This is a genomic window from Kocuria sp. HSID17590, assembly GCF_003989485.1.
Classification (GTDB): domain Bacteria; phylum Actinomycetota; class Actinomycetes; order Actinomycetales; family Micrococcaceae; genus Kocuria; species Kocuria salsicia.
Genome location: NZ_RBMB01000001.1, coordinates 189,432 through 210,556 on the forward strand (window position 1 = coordinate 189,432; position 21,125 = coordinate 210,556).

Sequence of the window (21,125 nt, forward strand, 5' to 3'; positions counted from 1 at the left end):
TCGTGTGGGGTCTTCGGCGGGGGTCTGCGCGCTCACCGGTCGATGTCCTCGAGGTGCGCGATGTCCTCCGGGTGCTGGAAGCGCGTGCGGCGCCCGGTGACCAGGCGGCCGTAGAGGAAGTTCACGAGCCACAGCACCACGCCCAGCGCGAGCAGCACGAGCGCGATCTGGTACTCGATGGTGTCCTGCGCCCACGGTCCCAGCAGGAACGCGCACGTGACGGCACCCAGGTAGGGCAGGATGCGCGGGGCGTGGAAGTACTTGTGGCCCTCCTGGGAGTGGTCACGGCGCAGGATGATCGCGGCGATGTTGACCACCGTGAACACCCCCAGCAGCAGCAGCGCGGTGGTGCCGCCGAGCGCGGACGCGGTGCCCTTGCCCATGGCGTTGTTGACCAGGATGATCAGCACCATTCCGAGCGCGGTGGTGAAGATGATGGCCGTCCACGGGGTCCGGCGGCCCGGGAGGACCTTGCCCAGGAACCCGGGGATCACGCCCTGCTTGGCCATGCCGTACAGCAGGCGCGAGGCCATGAGCATGTTGATCAGCGCCGTGTTCGCCACCGCGAAGATGGTGAGGAACGGGTAGATGGTGTCGATGGGAACGCCCGGCGCACCGATCCGCACCACGTCCAGCAGCGGGGTGGTGGACTCGCCGAGCTCCCCGATGGGGACGATCGCCACGGTGAACAGGGACACCACGACGTAGATGACACCGGTGATGCACAGGCCGATGAGCATCACGCGCGGGAAGTTGCGGGTGGGGTCCTTGGTCTCCTCCACCATGTTGACGGAGTCCTCGAAGCCCACGAAGGAGAAGAACGCCAGAGAGGTCACGGCGGTCAGGGCCATGAACATGCCCTTGTCGTCAGAGGTCTCGAAGACCACGGTGCGGCTGAAGTCCGCGTTGCCCTGGAACGCGGCCCAGAAACCCACGAGGATCACGATGAGCAGGCCGGTGAGCTCGATGACCGTGAGCACCACGTTGAGCTTCACGGACCCGGACACCCCGCGCAGGTTGATCAGTGCCAGCAGCGCCATGAACGTCACCGCCACCACGGTGATGCCCAGCGGGCTCATGTCCAGGTGGAAGCCCTTGGCGAAGTTGGACGCCACGGTGCTGGAGGCGGTGGCCGCGGACGTGAGCCCGGAGCACAGCACCGCGAAGGTCACCAGGAACGTGAGGAAGTGCAGCCCGAAGGCCTTGTGCGTGTAGAGCGCCGCACCGGAGGCCCCGGGGTACTTGGTCACCAGCTCCAGGTAGGAGAAGGCGGTGATCGTGGCGACCACGAAGGCCACGAGGATCGGGGCCCACGCGGCGCCGCCGATCTCCCCGGCGATGTTTCCCGTGAGGGCATACACGCCCGTGCCCAGGATGTCTCCCACGATGAACAGCAGCAGCAGGCCCGGGCCCATGACCCGCTTGAGCTCGTGGCTCTGCCCGCTGGAGTCGGTGGTGTCGCCTGCTCCCGCCGTCGTGGTGCTTGTGTCCTTCGAGGCCGAGGTGGCGCCCCGCGAGGGTGATGGATCGCTCATGGTCTCCTCCACGGAGGGGCCCTGTGGGATCCACTCCGGATGTCTGGTCCGGTCACACGCGCGTGTGACCTGCGGCTCATGCGTACAGGCAACCATAAGGGATGGGGAGTAGTGGCGGGAGCATCGGCGCGGAGCCGGGCGTGCGGCGTCGTCGCCCCGGAGGAGGGACGGCGTCGTCCAGGGAGAGAAGCGGTGCCGTCGTCCGGGACGGGAGCGGGCGACGTCGTCGAGGAAGGAGACGCGCCCCGCACCGTGGAAACGGTGCGGGGCGCGCTGGTGCGGGAAGAGACGGTCAGCGGATGCCGCGCATCAGCTTCAGGATGGGCTTGGACACGAGGAGCATGACGACGCCGAGCACGATGGTGATCGCGCCCATGGTGCCGAAGTACCCCACTTCGTTCTCCGCGGAGTAGAACTCCGCGAGCGAGCCCGACAGGGCGGTGCCCAGGGCCACGGAGAGGTTGTACAGCGCGATCATCTGCACGGGGAACTTCCGCGGCGCGAGCTTGGTGGCCAGGGAGAGGCCCACCGGGGAGAGGAACAGCTCGCCCAGGGTCGCGAAGAACAGCACGAGCACGATCCACCCGATGAACACGGAGGGCGTGTGCGCCTGCGTGATGAAGGTCAGGAACGCCACGCCGATCAGCAGCAGCGCCACCCCGAACTTCACGGGGGTGCTCGGCTGACGGGTGCCCAGCTTGGTCCACGCCGCCGCGAACACCATGCCCAGCAGGACGATGAACACGGGGTTGATGGACTGGGTCAGGGAGGGCTTGAACTCGAAGCCCCACAGGTTGAGGTTCAGTCGGGTGTCCGCGTAGATGGCGAGCACGGTGAACTGCTGCTGGAACAGCGAGAAGAATGCCGCGGTGGCAATGAACAGGGGGATGAAGGCGATCACCCGGGAGTGCTCGTCCGGGGAGAGGTCCTTGTCCCGCAGCATGGTGGTGAAGAGGATGACGGCGGCCACCACGACCACCAGGATCACGGCGTCGGAGAGGTTGCCCGGGTTCAGGATCCCGGTGAAGACCAGGACGAGGACGACGGCCACGAAGGCCAGTGCGATGCCGATCCACGTGCCGTACTGCGAGCGGGGCAGCGGGTTGGCCACGGTGTGCACCGTGGCGGGCAGGCCCTTGCGGGTGAGGAGGTACTGGGTCAGGCCGAAGGCCATGAAGATCGCGGCGAGGCCGAAGCCCATGTGGAAGCCCCACTTGGCCCACGCGAAGCCGGTGAGCAGGGGCCCGAACAGGCCACCGATGTTCACGCCCATGTAGTAGATGGAGAAGCCCGCGTCACGGCGGGGGTCGTCACGCTCGTAGAGGGTTCCGACCAGGTTCACGCACGTGGTCTTCAGACCGCCGGAGCCCACCGCGATGCACAGCAGACCGATGGTCAGGCCGGTCACGCCCGGGACCAGCGCCAGGGCGATGTGGCCAGCCATGATGAGCACGGCCGAGGCGAGCATGGTGCGCTCCGAGCCCAGCAGCCGGTCCGCGATCCAGCCACCCAGGATCGAGCACAGGTACACCGTGCCGCCGTAGGCACCCACGATGCCGGCGGCCACGCCCTCGTCGATGCCCAGGCCGCCGTCCGCGGTGGCGTAGTACATGTAGTACAGGACCAGGGCCTGCATGCCGTAGAAGGAGAAGCGCTCCCACATCTCCACGGAGAAGAGGTTGGCCAGCATTCCGGGCTGGCCGAAGAAGGTTTTCCTGCCCGCGGGATTGTGCGGGTCGATGGCTGGCTGGGGTGTGGCCGCCGCGGTGTTCGCGCGGCTGCCGTCCGGGCTGTTCTGACTCATAACAGTCCATGATGCACCCCCGGGCGGGGTGCTCGGACCCGCGACGCACCACGGGAACGGCCCCGGGGCCCTCGTGCGAGGGCCCCGGGGCCGTTGGTCAGCACCGCGCCGAGCGGCGTGGTCAGCGCGTCAGACGCTAGCGCCGGACGGGGGTGCCGACGACGCCGCGCCGCGTGGGCGGTGCTGGGCCGTCGGTGCTCGCCGGTCAGTCGTTGAAGTCCGCCGGGTCCGGGCCGAGCCGGCCGTCCTCGCGGGTGAGGCCGTTGATCTGCTCGATCTCCTCCGCCGTGAGGGTGAGCTCCTGGGCATCCCAGTTCTGCTGGATGCGCTCCGGGGTCACGGACTTGGGGAAGACCACGTTGCCGATGGCCAGGTGCCACGCGATGATGACCTGCGCCGGGGTGGCCCCGTGCGCCTCGGCGATCCGGCCGATGGTCTCGTCCTGCAGCTCCTCCTTGCCCTGGCCCAGCGGGGACCAGGCCTCGGTGAGAATGCCGTTGCGGGCATCGATCTCGCGCATGCGCTGCTGGTTGAAGGAGGGGTGCAGCTCGATCTGGTGCACGGCCGGGACCACGCCGGTGTCCACGACGTCCTGCAGGGCCTTCTCCGTGAAGTTGGAGACGCCGATCGAGCGGGCCTTGCCGGACTCCTTGATCTCCTGGAACGCCTTCCAGGTCTCCAGGTACTTGCCCTTCTCCGGCTGCGACCAGTGGATGAGGTACAGGTCCACGTAGTCCAGGCCGAGCCGCTCGAGGGACGCGTCGATGGCCTGGAGGGCGGAGTCGTGGCCCTGGTCGTCGTTCCACAGCTTGGTGGTCACGAAGAGCTCCTCGCGGGGGATGCCGCTCTTGGCGATCGCGCGGCCCACGCCCTCCTCGTTGCCGTAGATCTTGGCGGTGTCGATGTGGCGGAAGCCCACCTGCAGGGCCTTGGCCACCACGTCCTCCGCGACGTCGGACTCCACCTGCCACACGCCGAAGCCGAGCTGGGGGATGGAGTGGCCGTCGTTGAGCTGAAGTGTCTGGTTCTTGGACATCCTGTTGGATCCTTTCTGTGACAACTACTCCCAGTCAACTGCCGCGCCGAGGATCTGACAAGCCGTTAAGTTCTCGGTGAAGTCCCTGGCCGGGCCCGGATCCCGCGCGGAGCAGCGGGGGAAACATGATGGAATGGGGGACATGAAGTTCAACTTCCGGCGTGCCAAGACCCCCGCTTATCTCACGTCCCTCGCGCTCATCGTGCTCGGCCTGATCTTCGCTGTGGCCTCGGTGGGCGTGCTCGCCTGGATCCTCACGATCCTGGGCGTGGCGCTCAACGTGATGGCCGTGAGCATCACGGCGATCGACGAGTCCCCCTCCCGTGCCCGGAGCACCGGGACGCGCGTGGTCGAGGAACCGGAAGCCGACACCGAGCAGCACGACGCCGTTCCCGCCGCCGGTTCCCGCCGGGTGGGCTCTTCCCCGCTGCGTCGTCCAGAGGATCGTCGTGCGGAGGACCGGGTGCACGCGGCGCGGGAGTCCTCCACCCGCTGAGGGGCTGATCAGTTCATGGCGGCGGCGCGGTAGATCTGCTGGACGCGCTGCTCGTCCAGGCGGGTCTCGATGCTCACGGTGTGCTCCGGGTCCGAGCGCAGGTAGCGCACCGGCCCGTGCGATCCCACGGCGAGCTTCTCCGCGTCCGCCAGTGCGTAGACCGCGTCCAGGGCGGCCGTGAACGCCGGGCCCTGCGTGGGGTTCACGCGCAGGGTGAGGTGGGCGGTCACCGTGTCCGAGACACCGTTCTCGTCGAACGGGGACTCCACGTCCAGCTCGCGCACGATGCCCACGCCGTGACCGACCACACCCGGAAGTCGCACGGCCAGGTGCCGTTGCGCCCTCGCGAAGCTGCGTCGCAGCACGGAGACCCAGGACAGTGCGGCCAGCACCAGCACCACCGCGATGAGCCCGAGCCACCAGCCGTTGCCGGTGTCCGCGAAGCGCAGGGCACTGAGCACCACCACGAGCGCGGAGACCAGGGGGATCACGAGCAGCAGGGACGCCGTGAGGCGCTCCCGCAGGGTGGGCCGGCTCGCGGCCGCGGACTCCCCGGTGGCCGTACGTTCCCCGGTGGCGGCGCGCTCGCCGGCGGGATCGGCGTCGTCGTCCGGAGCGCCGGAGGCGTCCTGCGAGGCGGAGGCCTCCTGGACACCGGGCCCGGCCGTCTCGGGGGAGCCGCCCGCCCGCTCGTCCGCGGGAGCACCGGCCGCGGGCTTCCTGCCCAGCTGACGCAGCACCGCGGCGTCGAACCCGCGGTCGTCGGAGGTCACGGGCGCGGGCCAGATGTCGAGGGAGTCCATGGCCCCCATTATGGTGGCAGGACGTCGTCGAAAGGTGGTCGCCCCGTGTCCGCTGCCCGTGCCAGCACGCCTCCCTCCACCGTCGGGAGGGGCCCGCGAGCCGGGCTGCTGCTGGTGGGGGTGCTGCTGCTGGGCGCCAACCTGCGGGCGGGCATCACCGCGGTGGGGCCCGTGATGCCGCAGATCGAGGAGCAGGTGGGGCTCAGCGCGTTCCAGGCGTCGCTGCTCGTGAGCCTGCCGCTCGTGGCGTTCGCCGCGGTCTCGCCCTTCGCGCCGCGGCTGGCGGAGGCGCTCGGGCTCGAACGGACCCTGGGCAGCGCGCTCGCCGTCCTCGCGGTGGGCATCGTGGTGCGCTCCATCCCGGGCCCCGGACTCATCTAGGTGGGGACGCTGCTGCTCGGCGCCGCGATCGCCGTGCTCAACGTGCTCATCCCGTCCCTCATCAAACGCGACTGGCCGCAGCGGATCGGCCCCATGACGGGCGTCTACCAGTCCGTCACGGCGCTGACCGCGGCCCTCGCGTCCGGGCTGGTGGTGCCCATCGCGGGCGCGGTGCCCTCCGGGTGGCGCTTCGCCCTGGGCATCTGGGCGGGCCTCGCGGTGATCGGCGTGGCCGTCCTGCTCCCCTGGATCCTGGGCACCGCCTCCGTCCGTGCGGCGACCCCGACGACGAACCCGACGTCGTCCTCCGCGGCGACCCCGACGGCGGCCGCCCCCTCCCCCGCCCCCGCGCCCGGGCGCGACGCCGCGGCGTCGCCCTCCGCGCCCGCGGCACGCCCCGACCGTGCGCAGCTGCCCCTGCGTTCACCGCTCGCGTGGCAGGTGAGCCTGTTCATGGGGCTGCAGTCCACCATCTACTACACGATGGTCACGTGGCTTCCGGCCATCCAGATCGCCAACGGGGCGAGCGCCGTGCAGGCCGGCTGGTTCCACTTCGCGTTCCAGGCGTGCGGGCTGGCCGGCACCCTGTTCTCCGCGTTCATGATCCCCCGGCTGCGGGCCCAGTCAGGACTGGGGATCCTGCTCGCGGGCGCAGGGCTGGTGGGTGTGCTGGGGCTGCTGCTCCTGCCCGGGCTGTCCCTGCTCTGGGCCCTGTGCGCGGGTTTCTGCACCGGTGGGGCGATCGTGCTGGCGATGGCCCTCTTCGGGCTGCGCACCGCCGACTACCACCAGGCGGCGGGGCTGTCCTCCATGGCCCAGAGCCTGGGCTACGTGCTCGCGGCGCTCGGACCGGTGGTGATCGGCCTGGTCAAGGACGCCACCGGCTCGTGGACGCTGCCGCTGCTGCTGCTCGCCGGGGTCGCGGTGGCGCAGGGGGTCTTCGTGGCGCTCGCCGGGCGGCCGCGCACGATCGGCGGCTGAGGTGCAGGGGCCGCCCGCAGGGCTCTCCACCCGTGTTCGCCCAGGGCCAGAAACATTTGCCGCGTCAATATATGCTGTCTACACTGCTGGGCATGAGTGAGACGAACTGGCTGTCATCCGAGGAGCGGGAGGCCTGGCTCGCGCTCGTGTCCATCATGTTCCGGCTGCCGGGCGCCATCGAGGGGCAGCTGCGCTCCGAGGAAGACATGTCTCTGGCGGAATACCTGGTGCTGGCCATGCTGAGCGAAGCTCCGGACCACCGGCACAAGATGTCTGCCCTGGCCACGGCCACCAACACCTCCCAGTCCCGGCTCTCGCGCATCGTCGCGCGCATGGAGAAGGACGGCCTGGTCACCCGGGAGGGTCGCCAGGACGACCGCCGCGTGGTGATCGCGGAGATCACCCCCGCCGGGCTGCAGCGCGTGGAGGAGGCCGCACCGGCCCACGTGCGCCACGTCCGCGAGATCGTCTTCGACCGCCTCAGCGAGGAGCAGGTGGGCCAGCTGCGGGAGATCGGCAGGGCACTGAACTGCGGCTCCAACGCCCGGGCCGCCCTCGGGATGGACTACCCGGTCTGACACCCCGCCCCCTGCGGCCCCTGTGAGGGTCTGACGCCGGGTCTACAGTGACGGGCGTGAGTATGCAGAGCGCCCAGATGGCCATGTGGCGGACCATGAAGGGGCAGGAGAACAAGGGCCGGAAGATCAGCCGGGACACCGTCCGGCGGATCGTGGACTTCGGCCGGCCGCACGGCAGGGCGATCCTCGCGTTCGTCCTGGTCTCCGTGGTCCTCGCCGTGCTGGGCGTGATCACCCCGGTGCTGGCCGGGCGCGTGGTCAACGCGATCACCGGCGGGCACGACGTCGCGGTGGTGGTCTGGCTCGCCGTCGCCATCGCGGCGGTGGCCGTGGTGGACGCGGGGCTCTCCCTGCTGAGCCGCTGGCAGTCCTCGCGGATCGGCGAGGGGCTGATCTACGACCTGCGCACGGCGGTCTACGACCACGTCCAGACCATGCCCCTGGCGTTCTTCACGCGCACCCGCACGGGCGCCCTGGTCTCGCGCCTGAACACGGACGTGATCGGTGCGCAGCGGGCCTTCGCGGGAACGCTCTCCGGGGTGGTCTCCAACCTGGTCTCCCTGCTGCTGACCGTGGGCGTGATGGCCACCATCTCGTGGCAGGTCACGGCACTGTCCCTGCTGCTGCTCCCCATCTTCCTGATCCCGGCGCGCGCCATGGGCGGCAGGCTGGCCGCACTGCAGCACCGCTCCGCGCAGTACAACGCGCAGATGTCCACGCGCATGACGGAGCGCTTCTCCGCCGGCGGCGCCACCCTGGTCAAGCTCTACGGGGACCCGGTCCAGGAGTCCCGGGAGTTCGCCGCCCGGGCGGCGGACGTCCGCGGCGTCGGCATCCGCGCCACGATGCTCCAGACCACGTTCGTCACGGCCCTGACCCTGGTCTCCGCGCTGGCCCTCGCCCTGGTCTACGGGGTGGGCGGCACACAGGCGCTGCTCGGCCACCTGGACGCCGGGTCCGTGGTGGCACTGGGCATGCTCCTCACACGGCTCTACACGCCCCTGACCATGCTCGCCAACGCCCACATGGACATCATGAGCGCGGTGGTGAGCTTCGAGCGCGTCTTCGAGGTGCTGGACATCAAGCCCCTGATCCTCGAGAGCCCCACCGCCCGGGCCCTGCCGGAGGGGCCGGTGGCCGTGGAGTTCGAGCACGTGGACTTCGCCTACCCCTCGGCGGAGCAGGTCTCCCTCGCGTCCCTGGAGGACGTGGCGGTGCTGGACTCCCGGGGCGGGGAACAGGTGCTGCACGACGTCGACTTCCGGGCCGAGCCCGGACACACGGTGGCGCTGGTGGGCTCCTCCGGTGCGGGCAAGTCCACGATCGCGCAGCTCGTGGCGCGGCTGTACGACGTCGACTCCGGCGCCGTGCGCATCGGCGGCCAGGACGTGCGCGAGACCACGTTCGAGTCCCTGCGCCACACGGTGGGCATGGTCATGCAGGACGGTCACCTCTTCCACGACACCATCCGCGCGAACCTGGGCGTGGCGCGGGAGGGCGTCACGGACGCCGAGCTGTGGGACGCCCTGGAGCGCTCCCGCCTGCGGCACGTGATCGAGTCCCTGCCGGACGGGCTGGACACCGTGGTGGGCGAGCGCGGCTACCGGCTCTCGGGTGGTGAGCGGCAACGCCTGACCATCGCCCGGCTGCTGATCGCCCACCCGCGCGTGGTGATCCTGGACGAGGCCACCTCCGCCCTCGACTCCACCAACGAGGCGCACGTGCAGGCCGCCCTGGACGAGGCCATGAACGGGCGCACCGCCGTGGTGATCGCCCACCGCCTGTCCACCATCCGCCGGGCGGACCAGATCCTGGTGATCGAGGCCGGGCGGATCGTGGAGCGCGGAACCCATGCGGAGCTGCTGGCTCGCGGCGGGCGGTACGCGGAGCTGCACGAGACGCAGTTCGCTCCCCACGAGACGCCATCGGTGACGACGCCGTCGGCCGGGTCCTGCGACGCGTGCGGGCATCTCGATGCCCGGGGTGAGCGGGAGGACGGAGGCGATCCCACGGGGTGGGGGCCGGAGCGGACGGAAGCGGGGCGGGCCGCCGACCGCGGAGCGGAAGGTCACGCGTGAGCGGGTGGGAGGAGCTGTGGTCCGAGCTGGGCATCAGCGCGCCGCACGCCCTGGCCGTGGTGCTCTCCGCGGTGGGCATCTACCTGGTCTTCCTGGTCTTCGTGCGGCTGCTCGGCCAGCGGGTGCTCTCGGCCATGTCCACGTTCGACGTGGTGATCACGGTGATGCTGGGCGCCGTGGCGGGGCGCGTGATTCTGGGCCACCCGCCCACGTTCGCGAGCGGCGTCGTGGGCCTGAGCACCCTGTTCCTGCTGGAGGTGGTCTTCGGAAGCCTGGGGGCCCGGGACCGCTGGCGGAGAGTGCTCAACGCGCCAGCGCGCGTGCTCATGGCCGGTGACAGGGTGGATCCGAAGGCCCTGCGGCGGGCCCACATCACCCGCTCGGAGCTCAACGGCGCCCTGCGCAGGGCGGGGGTGCGCTCAGTGTCCGAGGTCGCGTGCGTGGTGCACGAGTCCGGCGGCGGGCTGAGCGTGCTGCGGCGGGGCGTCCCCATCGACCCTGAGCTGCTGTGGGACGTGGCGGGGGCGGAGGACATCCCGGCGGAGTTCCTGGCGGCACCGGAGGCAGCCGAGCGGGATCCGCACGGTGCGTCCCCGGACGAGGGCCCGTCACGCGACGAAAGAAAGCGCGCTCACTGATAGTTGCGGACGGCTAGAATATTCCCACGCCAACGAAGGGACTCGGACGCATGACCGACATGGCCATCCTGTACCGCGGAGTCAGCAAGGTCTACCCGGACGGCACCACGGCCGTGGACCACCTGGACCTGGACATCCCGGCGGGCTCCCTCACGGTCTTCGTGGGCCCTTCCGGCTGCGGCAAGACCACCTCCCTGCGCATGCTCAACCGCATGGTGGAACCCACGTCCGGCACGGTGGAGATCAACGGGCAGGACGTCTCGAGCATCCCCGCCGCCAAGCTGCGGCGCTCCATGGGCTACGTGATGCAGCAGTCCGGTCTGCTGCCGCACAGGACGGTCGAGGACAACATCGCCACCGTGCCGCGCCTGAACGGTGTCTCCAAGCGCACCGCTCGCGCGGACGCCCGCCAGCTGCTCGCCTCCGTGGGCCTGGACGAGTCCCTGGCCACCCGCTACCCCGCCCAGCTCTCCGGTGGTCAGCAGCAGCGCGTGGGCGTGGCCCGGGCGCTCGCCGCGGACCCCCCGATCCTGCTGATGGACGAGCCGTTCTCCGCCGTGGACCCCGTGGTGCGCCAGGACCTGCAACGGGAGCTGCTGGACCTGCAGAAGCGGCTGCACCGCACCATCGTCTTCGTGACCCACGACATCGACGAGGCGGTGCTGCTGGGCAACCGCGTGGCGGTCTTCGCGCGCGGCGGCCGACTGGCCCAGTACGCGACCCCGGAGGAGCTGCTGCGCGCCCCGGCGGACGACTTCGTGGCGGACTTCATCGGCCGTGACCGCGGCTTCCGCTCCCTGGGATTCGACAGCGCCACCGTGGCCCTGCAGCCCGTGGCGGCGATCGTCTCCGGCACGGGGGAGCGCATCCTGCTGGGGCCGGGCATGCGGGACGGCGCCACGAGCGACGGCGGCACGGGCGACGACGGCGCGGCACCCGGCCGCCCGGCCCCGTGGCAGTCCGCCGCCGGGGACCCGGACTGGCTGCTGGTGGTGGACGACCGCCGCCACCCCCTGGGCTGGCTGCCCGTCTCTGCCTCGGGGGAGCCCGCTCCCAGCGACCAGCTGCGCGTGGGCGGCACCCTGTGGCACGACGGCGACTCGCTGCGCACCGCGCTCGACGCCGCCCTCTCCTCCCCCTCGGGGCAGGCCGTGGCCGTGCACGGAGACGGCTCCGTGGCCGGAGTGGTGCCCGGCGGGGACGTCATGCGCGCCATCGAGGAGCAGCGCTCCGCGCGCTACGACCGCCCGGAGCACCCGTGAACTGGCTGACGAACAACTGGCACACCGTCCTGGACCTCGCCGGGGCGCACCTCGTGCAGTCCGTGCTCCCCGTGGTGCTGGGGCTGCTGGTCAGCGTGCCCCTGGCCCGGCTGGCGGCGGGCAGCCGCTGGCTGCGCCCGCTGCTCGTCACGGGCTCCTCGCTGCTGTACACGATCCCCTCGCTGACCCTTTTCGTGGTGCTTCCCCTGGTCCTGGGGACCAGGATGACCTCGGTGGTCAACGTGATCGTGGCACTGACCCTGTACGTGGTGGCCATCCTCGTGCGCTCGTGCGTGGACGCCTTCGAGTCCCTGGACCGGGACGTCCTGCAGGCCGCCACGGCCATGGGGTACCGGCCCGCGCGGCGCTTCTTCGGGGTGGAGCTGCCCCTGGCGGTGCCCGTGATGGTCGCCGGCCTGCGGGTGGCCACCGTCTCGAACATCTCCATGGTCTCGGTGGGCGCGGTGATCGGCATCCAGTCGCTGGGCACCCTGTTCACGGACGGGCTGCGCCGCTCGATCGTCGCGGAGATCCTCGTGGGCATCGTGGCCACCGTGCTGATCGCCGTGGTGCTGGACCAGCTGCTGCGGCTGCTGGGACAGGTGCTCACCCGCTGGCAGCGCCCGGGGACGGGCGCGCGGGAGGCCGGCGGGCGGCGTCGTCGTGACACCCACGGCCGCGGCCGCACCGCGGGCGGCGCGCGTGACGCGACCGGAGCCCTGGCCGCCGTGGAGTCTGGGGGTGCCCGCGCATGAGTCTCGTTGCCGACGCCGCACAGTTCCTCACGGACCCCGCCAACTGGAGCGGGCCCTCCGGCATCCCCCAGCGCCTGCTCGAGCACGTGGGCTACAGCGCGCTGACCATGGTGATCGCGCTGGCCGTGGCCGTGCCGCTGGGTCTGTGGGTGGGGCACACCCGCCGCGGGGGCGGCGTGGTCGTGGGTGTGGCCGGTGCCCTGCGCGCCCTGCCCACGCTGGGCCTGCTGACCCTGTTCACGCTGCTCATGGGTCTGGGGCTGCTGCCGCCGATCCTCGCGCTGGTGCTGCTGGCCGTGCCGCCCATCCTCTCGGGGACGTACTCGGGGATCGCGGCGGTCTCGCCAGCGCTCGTGGACGCGGCCCGGTCCATGGGGATGACGGAGCGCCAGGTCCTCACGCGCGTCGAGATTCCCGTGGCGCTGCCCGTGATCCTGGGCGGGATCCGCAACGCCGCGCTGCAGGTGCTGGCCACGGTGACCATCGTGGCGTACATCAACCTGGGCGGCCTCGGCCGCTACCTGATCGACGGGCTCGCGGTGCGCGACTACGCGCGCATGCTCGGGTCCGTGGTGCTCGTGGCCGTGCTCGCACTGGCCGCGGACGCAGTGCTCGCCCTCGTACAACGCCTGGTGACGTCACCGGGTCTCGCAACGGCAGGAGATCGACCATGACCACCCCCACCTCCACCCGCCACGCAACCTGGCGCCCCGCAGCATGGGTCGCCGTGGCCTCCACGGCACTGCTCGCCCTCACCGCGTGCGGCGGCTCGGACCCCCTGGGCGGGGGCGACGACGCCGCGAGCGGCTCCTCCGACACCGTCACCGTGGGTTCGGCCGACTTCCCGGAGTCTCAGATCGTGGCGGAGCTCTACGCCGGCGTGCTGCGGGACGCCGGGGTCTCCGTGGAGACCAAGCCGGGCATCGGGGCCCGCGAGGCCTACGTGGGAGCGGTCAAGGACGGCTCCGTGGACGTTGTCCCGGACTACTCCGGCAACCTGCTGCTCTTCGCGGACAAGAACGCCACGGCCGCCTCCGCCGAGGACATCGTGAAGGCGCTGCCGGCAGCGCTCGAGGACCAGAAGCTCTCCGTGCTGGACGCCTCGAAGGCCGAGGACAAGGACGCCCTCGTGATCACGCAGGCCACCGCGGACAAGTACGGCCTGAAGAGCATCGAGGACCTCTCCTCGGTGTGCGGGGAGCTGGTCATGGCGGGGCCCCCGGAGTTCCAGGAGCGCGCCTACGGCACGAGCGGGCTCAAGAAGAAGTACGACTGCTCCTTCAAGTCCTTCCAGCCCATCAACGACGGCGGCGGGCCGCTCACCGTCCAGGCACTGACCAAGGGCGACGCCCAGGTGGCGGACATCTTCACCACCACCCCGGCCATCAAGGACCAGAAGCTCGTGGTGCTGGAGGACCCCAAGGACAACTTCATTGCCCAGCAGGTGCTACCGCTCACCGCCCCGGACCGGCTGCCGCAGAAGGCGGTGGACGCGCTCAACGAGTTCTCGTCCAAGCTGACCACGGAGGACCTCATCGACCTCAACCGCAAGGTCAGCGGGGACGAGCAGCAGAACCCCGCGGACGCCGCCAAGCAGTGGCTGGGCGACCACGGGTACGACAAGGCCTCCTGACCCGTCCTCCCTTCTCGCGCCGTTCACGTACCACCGGGTACGTGGACGGCGCGGACCTGGTGGGAGGAGTTCTGCACAGGGTTGTCCACATACGGTGAGGATTTTCCCCACCGGCCTCTGACCTGCGGTGACACCGGTGTTTCCCCCGGTGGGGGCACCGGGGACACGCCGTGGTTTCCACACCTGTGGATAACTCTGTGCACAACCTGTGGGGTTAACGCCCGGTGCCGCCCGGGTCATCTGGCGGTCACCTCCAGGTCACCGCACTGCGCGTGTCTATGCTTGACGGGATCGTCCGCCGCCGCGCGGTGGCGGTCGGACAGAGCCCGGCATCAAGGGGGATCCCGGGCACCATGACTCCCCACGGTCGTGATGCGTGCCAACCGAGGAGGCCTCCACATGCAGCATGAGCACTCGATCCCCCAGGGCCTCGACGGTCAGGAGCAGGTGCTCCAGTTCGTCAGGGAGCACCTTCTGCGGGACACCCGGGTGGACCCCGAGGACCGCGCCGTGTTCACGGGCCGCCTCACCACCCACGTGCACCGCCTGGTCACCTCCCTCTACGCCGTCTACGGCTCGGGGCCGGGGTTCTGGGACACCGTGGCCCAGGCAGTGCTGACCGCGTGGGAGGCGTTCGTGGCCCGCCCTCGGGACCTCAAGGATCTCGACCGGCGCCGCGAGGACGCCCAGCCGTGGTTCACCTCCCGGGACGCCGTGGGCGGGGTCTGCTACGTGGACCGCTTCGGCGGGGACCTTGCCGGGCTGCGGGAGCGGATCCCGTACTTCAGGGAGCTCGGGCTCACCTACCTGCACCTGATGCCCCTCTACGAGGCCCCGGAAGGCAACTCGGACGGCGGGTACGCGGTCTCCTCCTACCGGCACGTGGACCCCGCACTGGGGACCATGGCGGAGCTCGCAGAGTTCGCCGCCCTGCTGCGGGCGCAGGGGATCGCGCTGGTGCTGGACTTCGTCTTCAACCACACGTCCAACGAGCACGCATGGGCCCGGGCTGCCGCCGCGGGGGACCCGTTCTACGAGCGCTTCTACTGGATCTACCCGGACCGCACCATGCCGGACGAGTTCGAGCTCACCGCGCGCGAGATCTTCCCGGACGACCACCCGGGGGTGTTCACCCGTGTGGACAGTACCGAGGTGGGTCGCACGCTGAGCCCGCTGCACCCGGATCCCCGCTGGGTGTGGACCACGTTCCACCGTTTCCAGTGGGACCTGAACTACTCCAACCCCCACGTCTTCCACGCGATGGCCGCGGAGATGCTCTTCCTGGCCAACCACGGCGCCCAGGTGCTGCGCCTGGATGCCGTCGCCTTCATCTGGAAGCAGCTGGGCACCTCCTGCGAGTCGCAGCCCCAGGTGCACGACCTGCTGCGCGCGTTCAACGTCGTCATGGCACTGGCCGCGCCCGCGGTGGAGTTCAAGTCCGAGGCCATCGTGCACCCGGACGAGGTCATCCGCTACATCCAGCCGGACCAGTGCGCCCTGTCCTACAACCCGCTGCAGATGGCGCTCACCTGGGATGCCCTGGCCACGCGGGACGTGCGGATGCTCTCAGCAGCGCTCGCGGAGCGCCACGCCACTCCGGAGGGCACCGCCTGGGTGAACTACGTGCGCAGCCACGACGACATCGGCTGGACCTTCTCGGACGAGGACGCCGCGCGGCTGGGGATCGCCGGCCACGACCACCGCCGCTTCCTCAACGCCTTCTACACCGGCCGCCACCCGGGCAGCTTCGCCCACGGCGTCGCCTTCCAGGACAACCCCCGCACCGGCGACTGCCGCATCTGCGGGACCACGGCGTCCCTGCTGGGCCTGGAGACCGAGCCTGGCCCAGCGGTGGACCGGATTTTGCTGGCCTACTCCCTGGCCATGAGCACGGGTGGCCTGCCGCTGATCTACCTGGGGGACGAGGTGGGCCAGCTCAACGACGCCCACTGGCAGGAGAACCCGGACAATGCGCACGATGCCCGGTGGGTGCACCGACCCCTGTACTCGGAGGCGGACTACGAGCGCCGTCACGACCTCTTCTCCGTCCAGGGGCGGATCTTCGGCGGGATCCGGGGGATGATCACGGTCCGTCGCAGCACCCCGGAGTTCGACGGCACCACCCTGATCCCGTTCGACACGCACAACGACCACGTGCTGGGCTACCAGCGCCCCGGTGGGCACAGCGTGGTGCTGTGCCTGGCCAACGTGAGCGACTGGTCCCAGTTCGTCACGGGCGAGACGCTGAGCGGGTTCCTGCCCACGGCCACGTCCCTGGGCGACGACGAACGGGTGGACCTGCGCGCCGGGATCCTCCTGGAGGCCCATGGCTTCCGGTGGCTGCGAGTGCTCCCCGCGGTCTAGGAACCGGTCCGGAAACGCCCCTCCACCCCTGTCCCCCCAAAAGGGGGTAGGTCTCCGCAGATGGGTGGACAACGCCGGTTATCCACATGATTTGTCCACAGCGTGGATAAGTCACACGAGTGGGATTCGATCCGCTGTCCATACGTTTATCTGGTATCTCCCCTGGTGAGAGCGGGGTGCATCCCTGGGATGCGGCAGGGTGGCTCAGGACGTCGAAAACCTGTTCGAAAAACCCACAGCTTTTTCCACCCCTGTGGACAACTTTTATCCACCCCTGTGCACGCGTCATATGACCCCGCAGAGGGTGACGTGTCCACAAGTTTGCATCAGACTGGAAGTGCCTGGTCATCCAGGCGCACTGTCACAAGCGTGTGTCGCTGCTCGGTGGGACGAGCGGCGTGGGGAGAGGCACGCACCAAGGGGGGAAACATGTCTGCACACATCACGCGCCTGGAGAAGGACGCGCACGGATTCACCATGCTGGCCGAGCAGGACGTCCCCGTGGAGGGCGACGTCGTGGACGAGGCACTCAGCCGGCCGGCCGCACTGGGCAGGTGGTTCGATGTCCACTACGAGTGGCCAACGAGCATCGACGAGCCCCTGAACGTGGGGGCGGCACTGGAGTTCACCGCGGCCGTCGGGCCGCTGCGCTACGAGTTCATCATGATCGTGGCGGACCGCGTACCCGGGGAGTCGCTCATGCTGCGCACCACCAAGGGTCCGACCGACGCCACCGTGGAGATCACGTGGACAGAGGCCGACGGCGGTGTCCACGTGATCTTCGAGGGTGACTTCCGGCTGCGGGGTTCCCTGTGGTGGAAGTCGCCGTGGTCCCAGATGCTGGCCAGGCGCGCCGTGACCCGTGGTCTGGAGCGGATGCGGAAGGACCTGCTCTCGCATGCGCAGACACCCACGCCCGCCCTCCTCGGAAGGGCCGGCGGTGCTGCGGCCACGCCGCCGGCGGCGCAGGGCGGGTGCGTGGGGCGTGGCCGCGCGGCGCACAGGAAGCCGAGCGGGCGTCGTCGGGCGCAGAGCGTCTGAGGACACGAGCCGAGAGGCTCAGGGCAGCGGGCGTTCCATGCGCTGGACCGTGACCCAGAAGTCCGGGCCGGGCACGTGGAACGTGGCGGTGCCGCGCGGGGTGTACCCGAGGCCGGAGTAGAAGCGCTTGAGCGCGGGGTTGTTGTCGTCGCAGTCCAGGCGCGAGATGCGCCGGCCCGACGCCGCGATCACGGTCTCAGCCGCATGCAGCAGGCGTGTGCCCGTGCCGGTGCCGGTGAGGCTGCGGTCCACCGCCACGCCGTGGATGTACCCGGCGGGTTCGGGCTGCTCGCCCCAGATCTCCGGGTCCTCCCAGATCACGCGCACGCTGCCCAGCACCTCGCCGGGGCGGTCCTCGGGCTCCACGACCCACCACTCGCCGGCGGCGATCTCCCGTTCGACCTGCGCCGGGGTGAACTCGCCCTCACGCCACTGGTCGATGCCGCGGGCCTGCATCCACCGTGCCAACTCGTCGCGCAGCGCCACGATGCCCGCGGCGTGCGCGGGGGTGGCCGGAACGACGTCGGCCACGGAGGGGACGGGGGCGGCGGAGGTGCTCTGAGCGCGGTTCATGACCCCAGCGTAGGGCGCTGCGTCATGGACGTACGCTGGTGGCTGAACGTCCTTGACCCCTCTCCGGGGCCGGACGGACAGTTGAAGCATCAGGAATCCCCAGAAAGGATGATTCACCGTGGCTGAAAAGTTCACTCTCCCCGATCTTCCGTACGACTACGCAGCGCTCGAGCCGTACATCTCGGCGCAGATCATGCAGCTGCACCACGACAAGCACCACAACACGTACGTGACCGGTGCGAACACCGCGCTCGAGAAGATGGAGGAGGCTCGCGCCAACGGTGACGCCGCCGGTGCCGCGAAGCTCTCCAAGGACCTCCAGTTCAACCTGGGTGGCCACATCAACCACTCCATCTTCTGGAAGAACATGTCCCCGGACGGCGGCGACAAGCCCACCGGCGAGCTCGCCGCGGCGATCGACGAGTACTTCGGCTCGTTCGACAACTTCCGTGACCAGTTCACGGCCGTTGCCACCACCATCCAGGGCTCGGGCTGGGCCATCCTGGCGTACGAGCCGATCGAGGGGAACCTCGTGATCGAGCAGATGTACGACCAGCAGAACGGTGTCCCCGTGGCCACCATCCCGCTGCTGCAGCTGGACATGTGGGAGCACGCCTTCTACCTCGACTACCAGAACGTGAAGGCGGACTACGTCAAGGCGTTCTGGAACATCGTGAACTGGGCGGACGTCGCCGAGCGCTTCGAGAAGGCTCGCGCCGGGGCCAAGTCCCTCATCTGATCCACCCGTGATGCGCTGCTCCGTAGCGCGCACGACCCACGAAACCCCGCTCGGCCTGCGCCGCGCGGGGTTTCGTGCTTCACGTCTCTCGCCACGACGACACCGCTCTGCCGCCTGCGTGCCCCGCCGCCCCGTTGCGGGCGCTCGCCTGCCGGGCATCCCCAGGCGCCGGGCGGCGTCGTCCGTGCCCCACACCCCGAGGAGTTGTCCATGAGCACGCCCCGTTTTCTGGTGACCCAGGAGATCCCCGAGCCCGGTCCGAGCATTCTGCGCGAGGCGGGTGAGGTGGACGTGCGGCAGGGCATGAGTGCGGAGGAACTGGCGGCCGCGGTCACGAGCGGGGACTACGACGTCGTGCTGGCGCAGGTCTCCGACCGCTTCGACGCCCAGCTGCTCGCCGAGGCCCGGATCAAGGGGATCGCCAACTACGCGGTGGGCTACAACAACGTGGACGTGCCCGCCGCCGCCGAGCACGGGATTGCGGTGGGCAACACCCCGGACGTGCTCAACGACGCCACCGCGAACGTGGCCATGCTGCTGCTCCTGGGCGCCGGTCGGCGGGCGCACGAGGCGTCCGAGTACCTGCGGGAAGGGCGGTTCACGGGTCTTCACCCGGACCTGCTCGTGGGCCAGGACGTCACGGGAGCCACCCTCGGGATCGCCGGGATGGGGCGGATCGGCAAGGCCGTGGCACACAGGGCCCTCGGCTTCGGGATGCGCGTGGTTTTCACTCAGCGCCCGCCGCGCGACCGCGAGGTCTCCCAGGACGAGCTCGGGGACCTGGCGGGCAGGGTGACCCAGGTGCCGTGGGACGAGCTCGTGGAGACGAGCGACTTCCTGTCCCTGCACGTGCCGCTCACCGAGGACACCACCCATCTGGTCGATGCGGACGTGCTGCGCCGCATGAAGTCCACGGCGGTGCTCGTGAACACCGCCCGCGGGCCCGTGGTGGACGAGAAGGCCCTGGCCCACGCCCTGCGCGAGGGCGAGATCTTCGCCGCCGGCCTGGACGTCTTCGAGAACGAGCCCGCCGTGGAGCCCGAGCTGCTCGAGCTGCCCAACGCGTTCCTGCTCCCGCACGTGGGCTCGGCGGAGGTCGGCACGCGCGCCGGAATGGCGCGGATGGCCGCGGAGAACGCCGTCGCCATGGCCCGGGGAGAGAAGCCGCCGTACCCGGTGGAGGCGTAGGGGCTCTGCCCAGGAGGGTGGCGACGGCGTCGCACCCTGCCGGTCAGGTGCCGCGCAGCAGCGCTCCGACGACGTCGGCGGTCGCGGCCACGGCAGTGTCCACGTCCTGCTCGGTCGTGTCCCTGCCCAGGCTGAAGCGCACCGCCGTGCCCGCGATCTCCGGGGAGAGGCCGAGGGCCGTGAGCACGTGGGACGGCTCCGTGGAGCCCGCCGAGCACGCGGAGCCGGACGAGACCAGCACACCCCGGTTCTCCAGGTCCACGAGCACCGTCTCCCCGTTGACCCCGGGGAAGCAGAAGCTTGCGTTCGTGGCCAGGCGTGAGCCGCCGGCCAGGGGGTCCGGACCGGTGAGCAGGGCGCCCGGTACGGCGCTCAGGACGCCTCGGATCAGCCGGTCCTGGAGGGCGACGGCGCGGCGCCCGTAGTCCTCGCGCTCCGCCTCCGCGCGTTCCAGGGCCACGGCGAGACCCACCGCACCGGCCACGGTCGAGGTTCCCGAGCGGCGGCCGCGCTCGTGTCCGCCACCGCTGAGCAGCGGGCGCAGCGGCGTGCCGCGTCGGAGCCACAGCAGTCCAATGCCGGGTGGTGTCCCGATCTTGTGACCGGCGAGCGACAGCGCGCTCACCCCGAGGGCCCGCACGTCCAGGGGCAGCGTCCCCGCGGCCTGAACCGCGTCCGTGTGGAGGGGGACGTCGTGCTCCGCGGCGATCTCCGCCAGGGCGGCGACGTCCTGCACCGTTCCGACCTCGTTGTTGGCGAGCATCACGGAGGTCACGGCCACGTCGTCGTCCTCGCTGAGGACCGCGTGGAAGGCGTCCGGTGTGACCGTGCCGTCCGCGTCCACCGGGACCTGCTGCGCGGTGAAGCGGTCGTAGCGGGCGAGGTCTGCAGCGGAGTCCAGGACGGCGTGGTGCTCGACGGCGCTCGTGACCACGCGGGTCCGCGTCGTGCGTCTCTCCCGGCGGGCCAGGGCGATCCCCTTGACCGCGAGGTTGTCCGCCTCCGTGCCTCCGGACGTGAAGACGATCTCCCCGGGGTGGGCGTGCAGCACGGCGGCCACCCGCTCGCGGGCATCCTCCAGGGCCGCGGCCGCGCGGCGGCCCCGTTCGTGGTGGCTGGACGCGTTGCCGAACTCGGAGGTCAGCCACGGCCACATGGCCTCGATGACCTCCCGCCGGGGAGCGGCGGTGGCCGCGTGGTCCAGGTAGATCATGGGATGCCTTTCACGATGGGGCGGCCG

Annotated in this window: 20 protein-coding genes; 14 read left to right on the forward strand and 6 right to left on the reverse strand. The window is 70.5% G+C overall.

What is annotated here, in order from left to right:
- Positions 1-32: 32 nt before the first annotated feature.
- The 3 genes from D8M39_RS00815 to D8M39_RS00825 all read right to left on the reverse strand — a co-directional run bounded on the left by D8M39_RS00815 (position 33) and on the right by D8M39_RS00825 (position 4,375).
- Positions 33-1,535 carry an APC family permease gene (locus D8M39_RS00815; RefSeq protein ID WP_126874190.1) on the reverse strand — a complete coding sequence of 501 codons (1,503 nt, stop codon included), beginning with the start codon at positions 1,533-1,535 and terminating at the stop codon, positions 33-35.
- Between the two features lie 292 nt (positions 1,536-1,827).
- The gene (locus D8M39_RS00820) at positions 1,828-3,339 is read right to left on the reverse strand and encodes a peptide MFS transporter (protein WP_055082872.1); all 1,512 of its coding nucleotides are present in this window, start codon (positions 3,337-3,339) and stop codon (positions 1,828-1,830) included.
- A gap of 205 nt (positions 3,340-3,544) precedes the next feature.
- Positions 3,545-4,375: an aldo/keto reductase gene (locus D8M39_RS00825; protein ID WP_055082870.1), complete on the reverse strand. Its 831-nt coding sequence runs from the start codon at positions 4,373-4,375 to the stop codon at positions 3,545-3,547.
- A gap of 142 nt (positions 4,376-4,517) precedes the next feature.
- Between D8M39_RS00825 and D8M39_RS00830 the strand changes: the two genes are divergently transcribed.
- Complete coding sequence (locus D8M39_RS00830) at positions 4,518-4,871, forward strand: hypothetical protein (protein WP_083482330.1); 354 nt, start codon at positions 4,518-4,520, stop codon at positions 4,869-4,871.
- Positions 4,872-4,879: 8 nt separating this feature from the next.
- Here D8M39_RS00830 and D8M39_RS00835 read toward each other — a convergent pair whose 3' ends face one another.
- The gene (locus tag D8M39_RS00835; RefSeq protein ID WP_126874191.1) at positions 4,880-5,674 is read right to left on the reverse strand and encodes a hypothetical protein; all 795 of its coding nucleotides are present in this window, start codon (positions 5,672-5,674) and stop codon (positions 4,880-4,882) included.
- A 45-nt stretch (positions 5,675-5,719) separates the two neighbouring features.
- On the opposite strand from D8M39_RS00835, the gene D8M39_RS12790 reads away from it, so the two are divergent.
- The 11 genes from D8M39_RS12790 to D8M39_RS00885 all read left to right on the forward strand — a co-directional run bounded on the left by D8M39_RS12790 (position 5,720) and on the right by D8M39_RS00885 (position 17,385).
- Positions 5,720-6,055 (forward strand): MFS transporter, encoded by a 336-nt coding sequence (locus D8M39_RS12790; RefSeq protein WP_202975510.1) that lies wholly within the window; start codon positions 5,720-5,722, stop codon positions 6,053-6,055.
- Positions 6,056-7,036, forward strand: coding sequence for an MFS transporter (locus D8M39_RS00840; RefSeq protein WP_202975509.1), 981 nt, complete (start codon positions 6,056-6,058; stop codon positions 7,034-7,036).
- A 92-nt stretch (positions 7,037-7,128) separates the two neighbouring features.
- Complete coding sequence (locus D8M39_RS00845; protein WP_055082882.1) at positions 7,129-7,614, forward strand: MarR family winged helix-turn-helix transcriptional regulator; 486 nt, start codon at positions 7,129-7,131, stop codon at positions 7,612-7,614.
- A 56-nt stretch (positions 7,615-7,670) separates the two neighbouring features.
- Positions 7,671-9,692: an ABC transporter ATP-binding protein gene (locus D8M39_RS00850; protein ID WP_371413718.1), complete on the forward strand. Its 2,022-nt coding sequence runs from the start codon at positions 7,671-7,673 to the stop codon at positions 9,690-9,692.
- Complete coding sequence (locus D8M39_RS00855) at positions 9,689-10,330, forward strand: DUF421 domain-containing protein (protein WP_126874192.1); 642 nt, start codon at positions 9,689-9,691, stop codon at positions 10,328-10,330. The genes D8M39_RS00850 and D8M39_RS00855 overlap by 4 nt, the downstream gene beginning before the upstream one ends.
- A 50-nt stretch (positions 10,331-10,380) precedes the next feature.
- A complete protein-coding gene (locus D8M39_RS00860) occupies positions 10,381-11,592 on the forward strand; it encodes an ABC transporter ATP-binding protein (protein ID WP_055083275.1) in 1,212 nt (403 codons plus the stop codon).
- Complete coding sequence (locus D8M39_RS00865) at positions 11,589-12,347, forward strand: ABC transporter permease (RefSeq protein WP_055083277.1); 759 nt, start codon at positions 11,589-11,591, stop codon at positions 12,345-12,347. Before D8M39_RS00860 ends, D8M39_RS00865 begins: the two co-directional genes overlap by 4 nt.
- Positions 12,344-13,021, forward strand: a complete 678-nt coding sequence (locus tag D8M39_RS00870; RefSeq protein WP_055083279.1) for an ABC transporter permease — start codon at positions 12,344-12,346, stop codon at positions 13,019-13,021. The genes D8M39_RS00865 and D8M39_RS00870 overlap by 4 nt, the downstream gene beginning before the upstream one ends.
- Positions 13,018-13,980, forward strand: coding sequence for an ABC transporter substrate-binding protein (locus D8M39_RS00875; RefSeq protein ID WP_126874193.1), 963 nt, complete (start codon positions 13,018-13,020; stop codon positions 13,978-13,980). Before D8M39_RS00870 ends, D8M39_RS00875 begins: the two co-directional genes overlap by 4 nt.
- Before the next feature lie 399 nt (positions 13,981-14,379).
- The gene (locus tag D8M39_RS00880; protein ID WP_126874194.1) at positions 14,380-16,344 is read left to right on the forward strand and encodes an alpha-amylase family protein; all 1,965 of its coding nucleotides are present in this window, start codon (positions 14,380-14,382) and stop codon (positions 16,342-16,344) included.
- A gap of 429 nt (positions 16,345-16,773) precedes the next feature.
- Entirely contained in the window at positions 16,774-17,385 is a 612-nt protein-coding gene (locus D8M39_RS00885) for a hypothetical protein (RefSeq protein WP_055083285.1), read from the forward strand.
- A gap of 18 nt (positions 17,386-17,403) precedes the next feature.
- Here the strand turns inward: D8M39_RS00885 and D8M39_RS00890 are convergent, their stop codons facing one another.
- The gene (locus tag D8M39_RS00890; protein ID WP_238693892.1) at positions 17,404-17,958 is read right to left on the reverse strand and encodes a GNAT family N-acetyltransferase; all 555 of its coding nucleotides are present in this window, start codon (positions 17,956-17,958) and stop codon (positions 17,404-17,406) included.
- Positions 17,959-18,076: 118 nt separating this feature from the next.
- On the opposite strand from D8M39_RS00890, the gene D8M39_RS00895 reads away from it, so the two are divergent.
- Entirely contained in the window at positions 18,077-18,697 is a 621-nt protein-coding gene (locus tag D8M39_RS00895) for a superoxide dismutase (RefSeq protein ID WP_094393241.1), read from the forward strand.
- Positions 18,698-18,907: 210 nt separating this feature from the next.
- Positions 18,908-19,885: a D-glycerate dehydrogenase gene (locus tag D8M39_RS00900; protein WP_094393240.1), complete on the forward strand. Its 978-nt coding sequence runs from the start codon at positions 18,908-18,910 to the stop codon at positions 19,883-19,885.
- Between the two features lie 43 nt (positions 19,886-19,928).
- Here D8M39_RS00900 and D8M39_RS00905 read toward each other — a convergent pair whose 3' ends face one another.
- Positions 19,929-21,098 (reverse strand): cysteine desulfurase family protein, encoded by a 1,170-nt coding sequence (locus D8M39_RS00905; protein WP_126874195.1) that lies wholly within the window; start codon positions 21,096-21,098, stop codon positions 19,929-19,931.
- Between the last annotated feature and the right edge of the window lie 27 nt (positions 21,099-21,125).

Bases quoted from the DNA above. Each gene is read 5' to 3' on its own strand.
- D8M39_RS00880 (WP_126874194.1), top strand. From the start codon at position 14,380: ATGCAGCATGAGCACTCGATCCCCCAGGGCCTCGACGGTCAGGAGCAG.
- D8M39_RS00845 (WP_055082882.1), top strand. From the start codon at position 7,129: ATGAGTGAGACGAACTGGCTGTCATCCGAGGAGCGGGAGGCCTGGCTC.
- D8M39_RS00900 (WP_094393240.1), top strand. From the start codon at position 18,908: ATGAGCACGCCCCGTTTTCTGGTGACCCAGGAGATCCCCGAGCCCGGT.
- D8M39_RS00870 (WP_055083279.1), top strand. From the start codon at position 12,344: ATGAGTCTCGTTGCCGACGCCGCACAGTTCCTCACGGACCCCGCCAAC.
- D8M39_RS00825 (WP_055082870.1), bottom strand. From the start codon at position 4,375: ATGTCCAAGAACCAGACACTTCAGCTCAACGACGGCCACTCCATCCCC.
- D8M39_RS00835 (WP_126874191.1), bottom strand. From the start codon at position 5,674: ATGGACTCCCTCGACATCTGGCCCGCGCCCGTGACCTCCGACGACCGC.
- D8M39_RS00815 (WP_126874190.1), bottom strand. From the start codon at position 1,535: ATGAGCGATCCATCACCCTCGCGGGGCGCCACCTCGGCCTCGAAGGAC.
- D8M39_RS00860 (WP_055083275.1), top strand. From the start codon at position 10,381: ATGACCGACATGGCCATCCTGTACCGCGGAGTCAGCAAGGTCTACCCG.
- D8M39_RS00830 (WP_083482330.1), top strand. From the start codon at position 4,518: ATGAAGTTCAACTTCCGGCGTGCCAAGACCCCCGCTTATCTCACGTCC.
- D8M39_RS00885 (WP_055083285.1), top strand. From the start codon at position 16,774: ATGTCTGCACACATCACGCGCCTGGAGAAGGACGCGCACGGATTCACC.
- D8M39_RS00820 (WP_055082872.1), bottom strand. From the start codon at position 3,339: ATGAGTCAGAACAGCCCGGACGGCAGCCGCGCGAACACCGCGGCGGCC.
- D8M39_RS00890 (WP_238693892.1), bottom strand. From the start codon at position 17,958: ATGAACCGCGCTCAGAGCACCTCCGCCGCCCCCGTCCCCTCCGTGGCC.
- D8M39_RS00875 (WP_126874193.1), top strand. From the start codon at position 13,018: ATGACCACCCCCACCTCCACCCGCCACGCAACCTGGCGCCCCGCAGCA.
- D8M39_RS00905 (WP_126874195.1), bottom strand. From the start codon at position 21,098: ATGATCTACCTGGACCACGCGGCCACCGCCGCTCCCCGGCGGGAGGTC.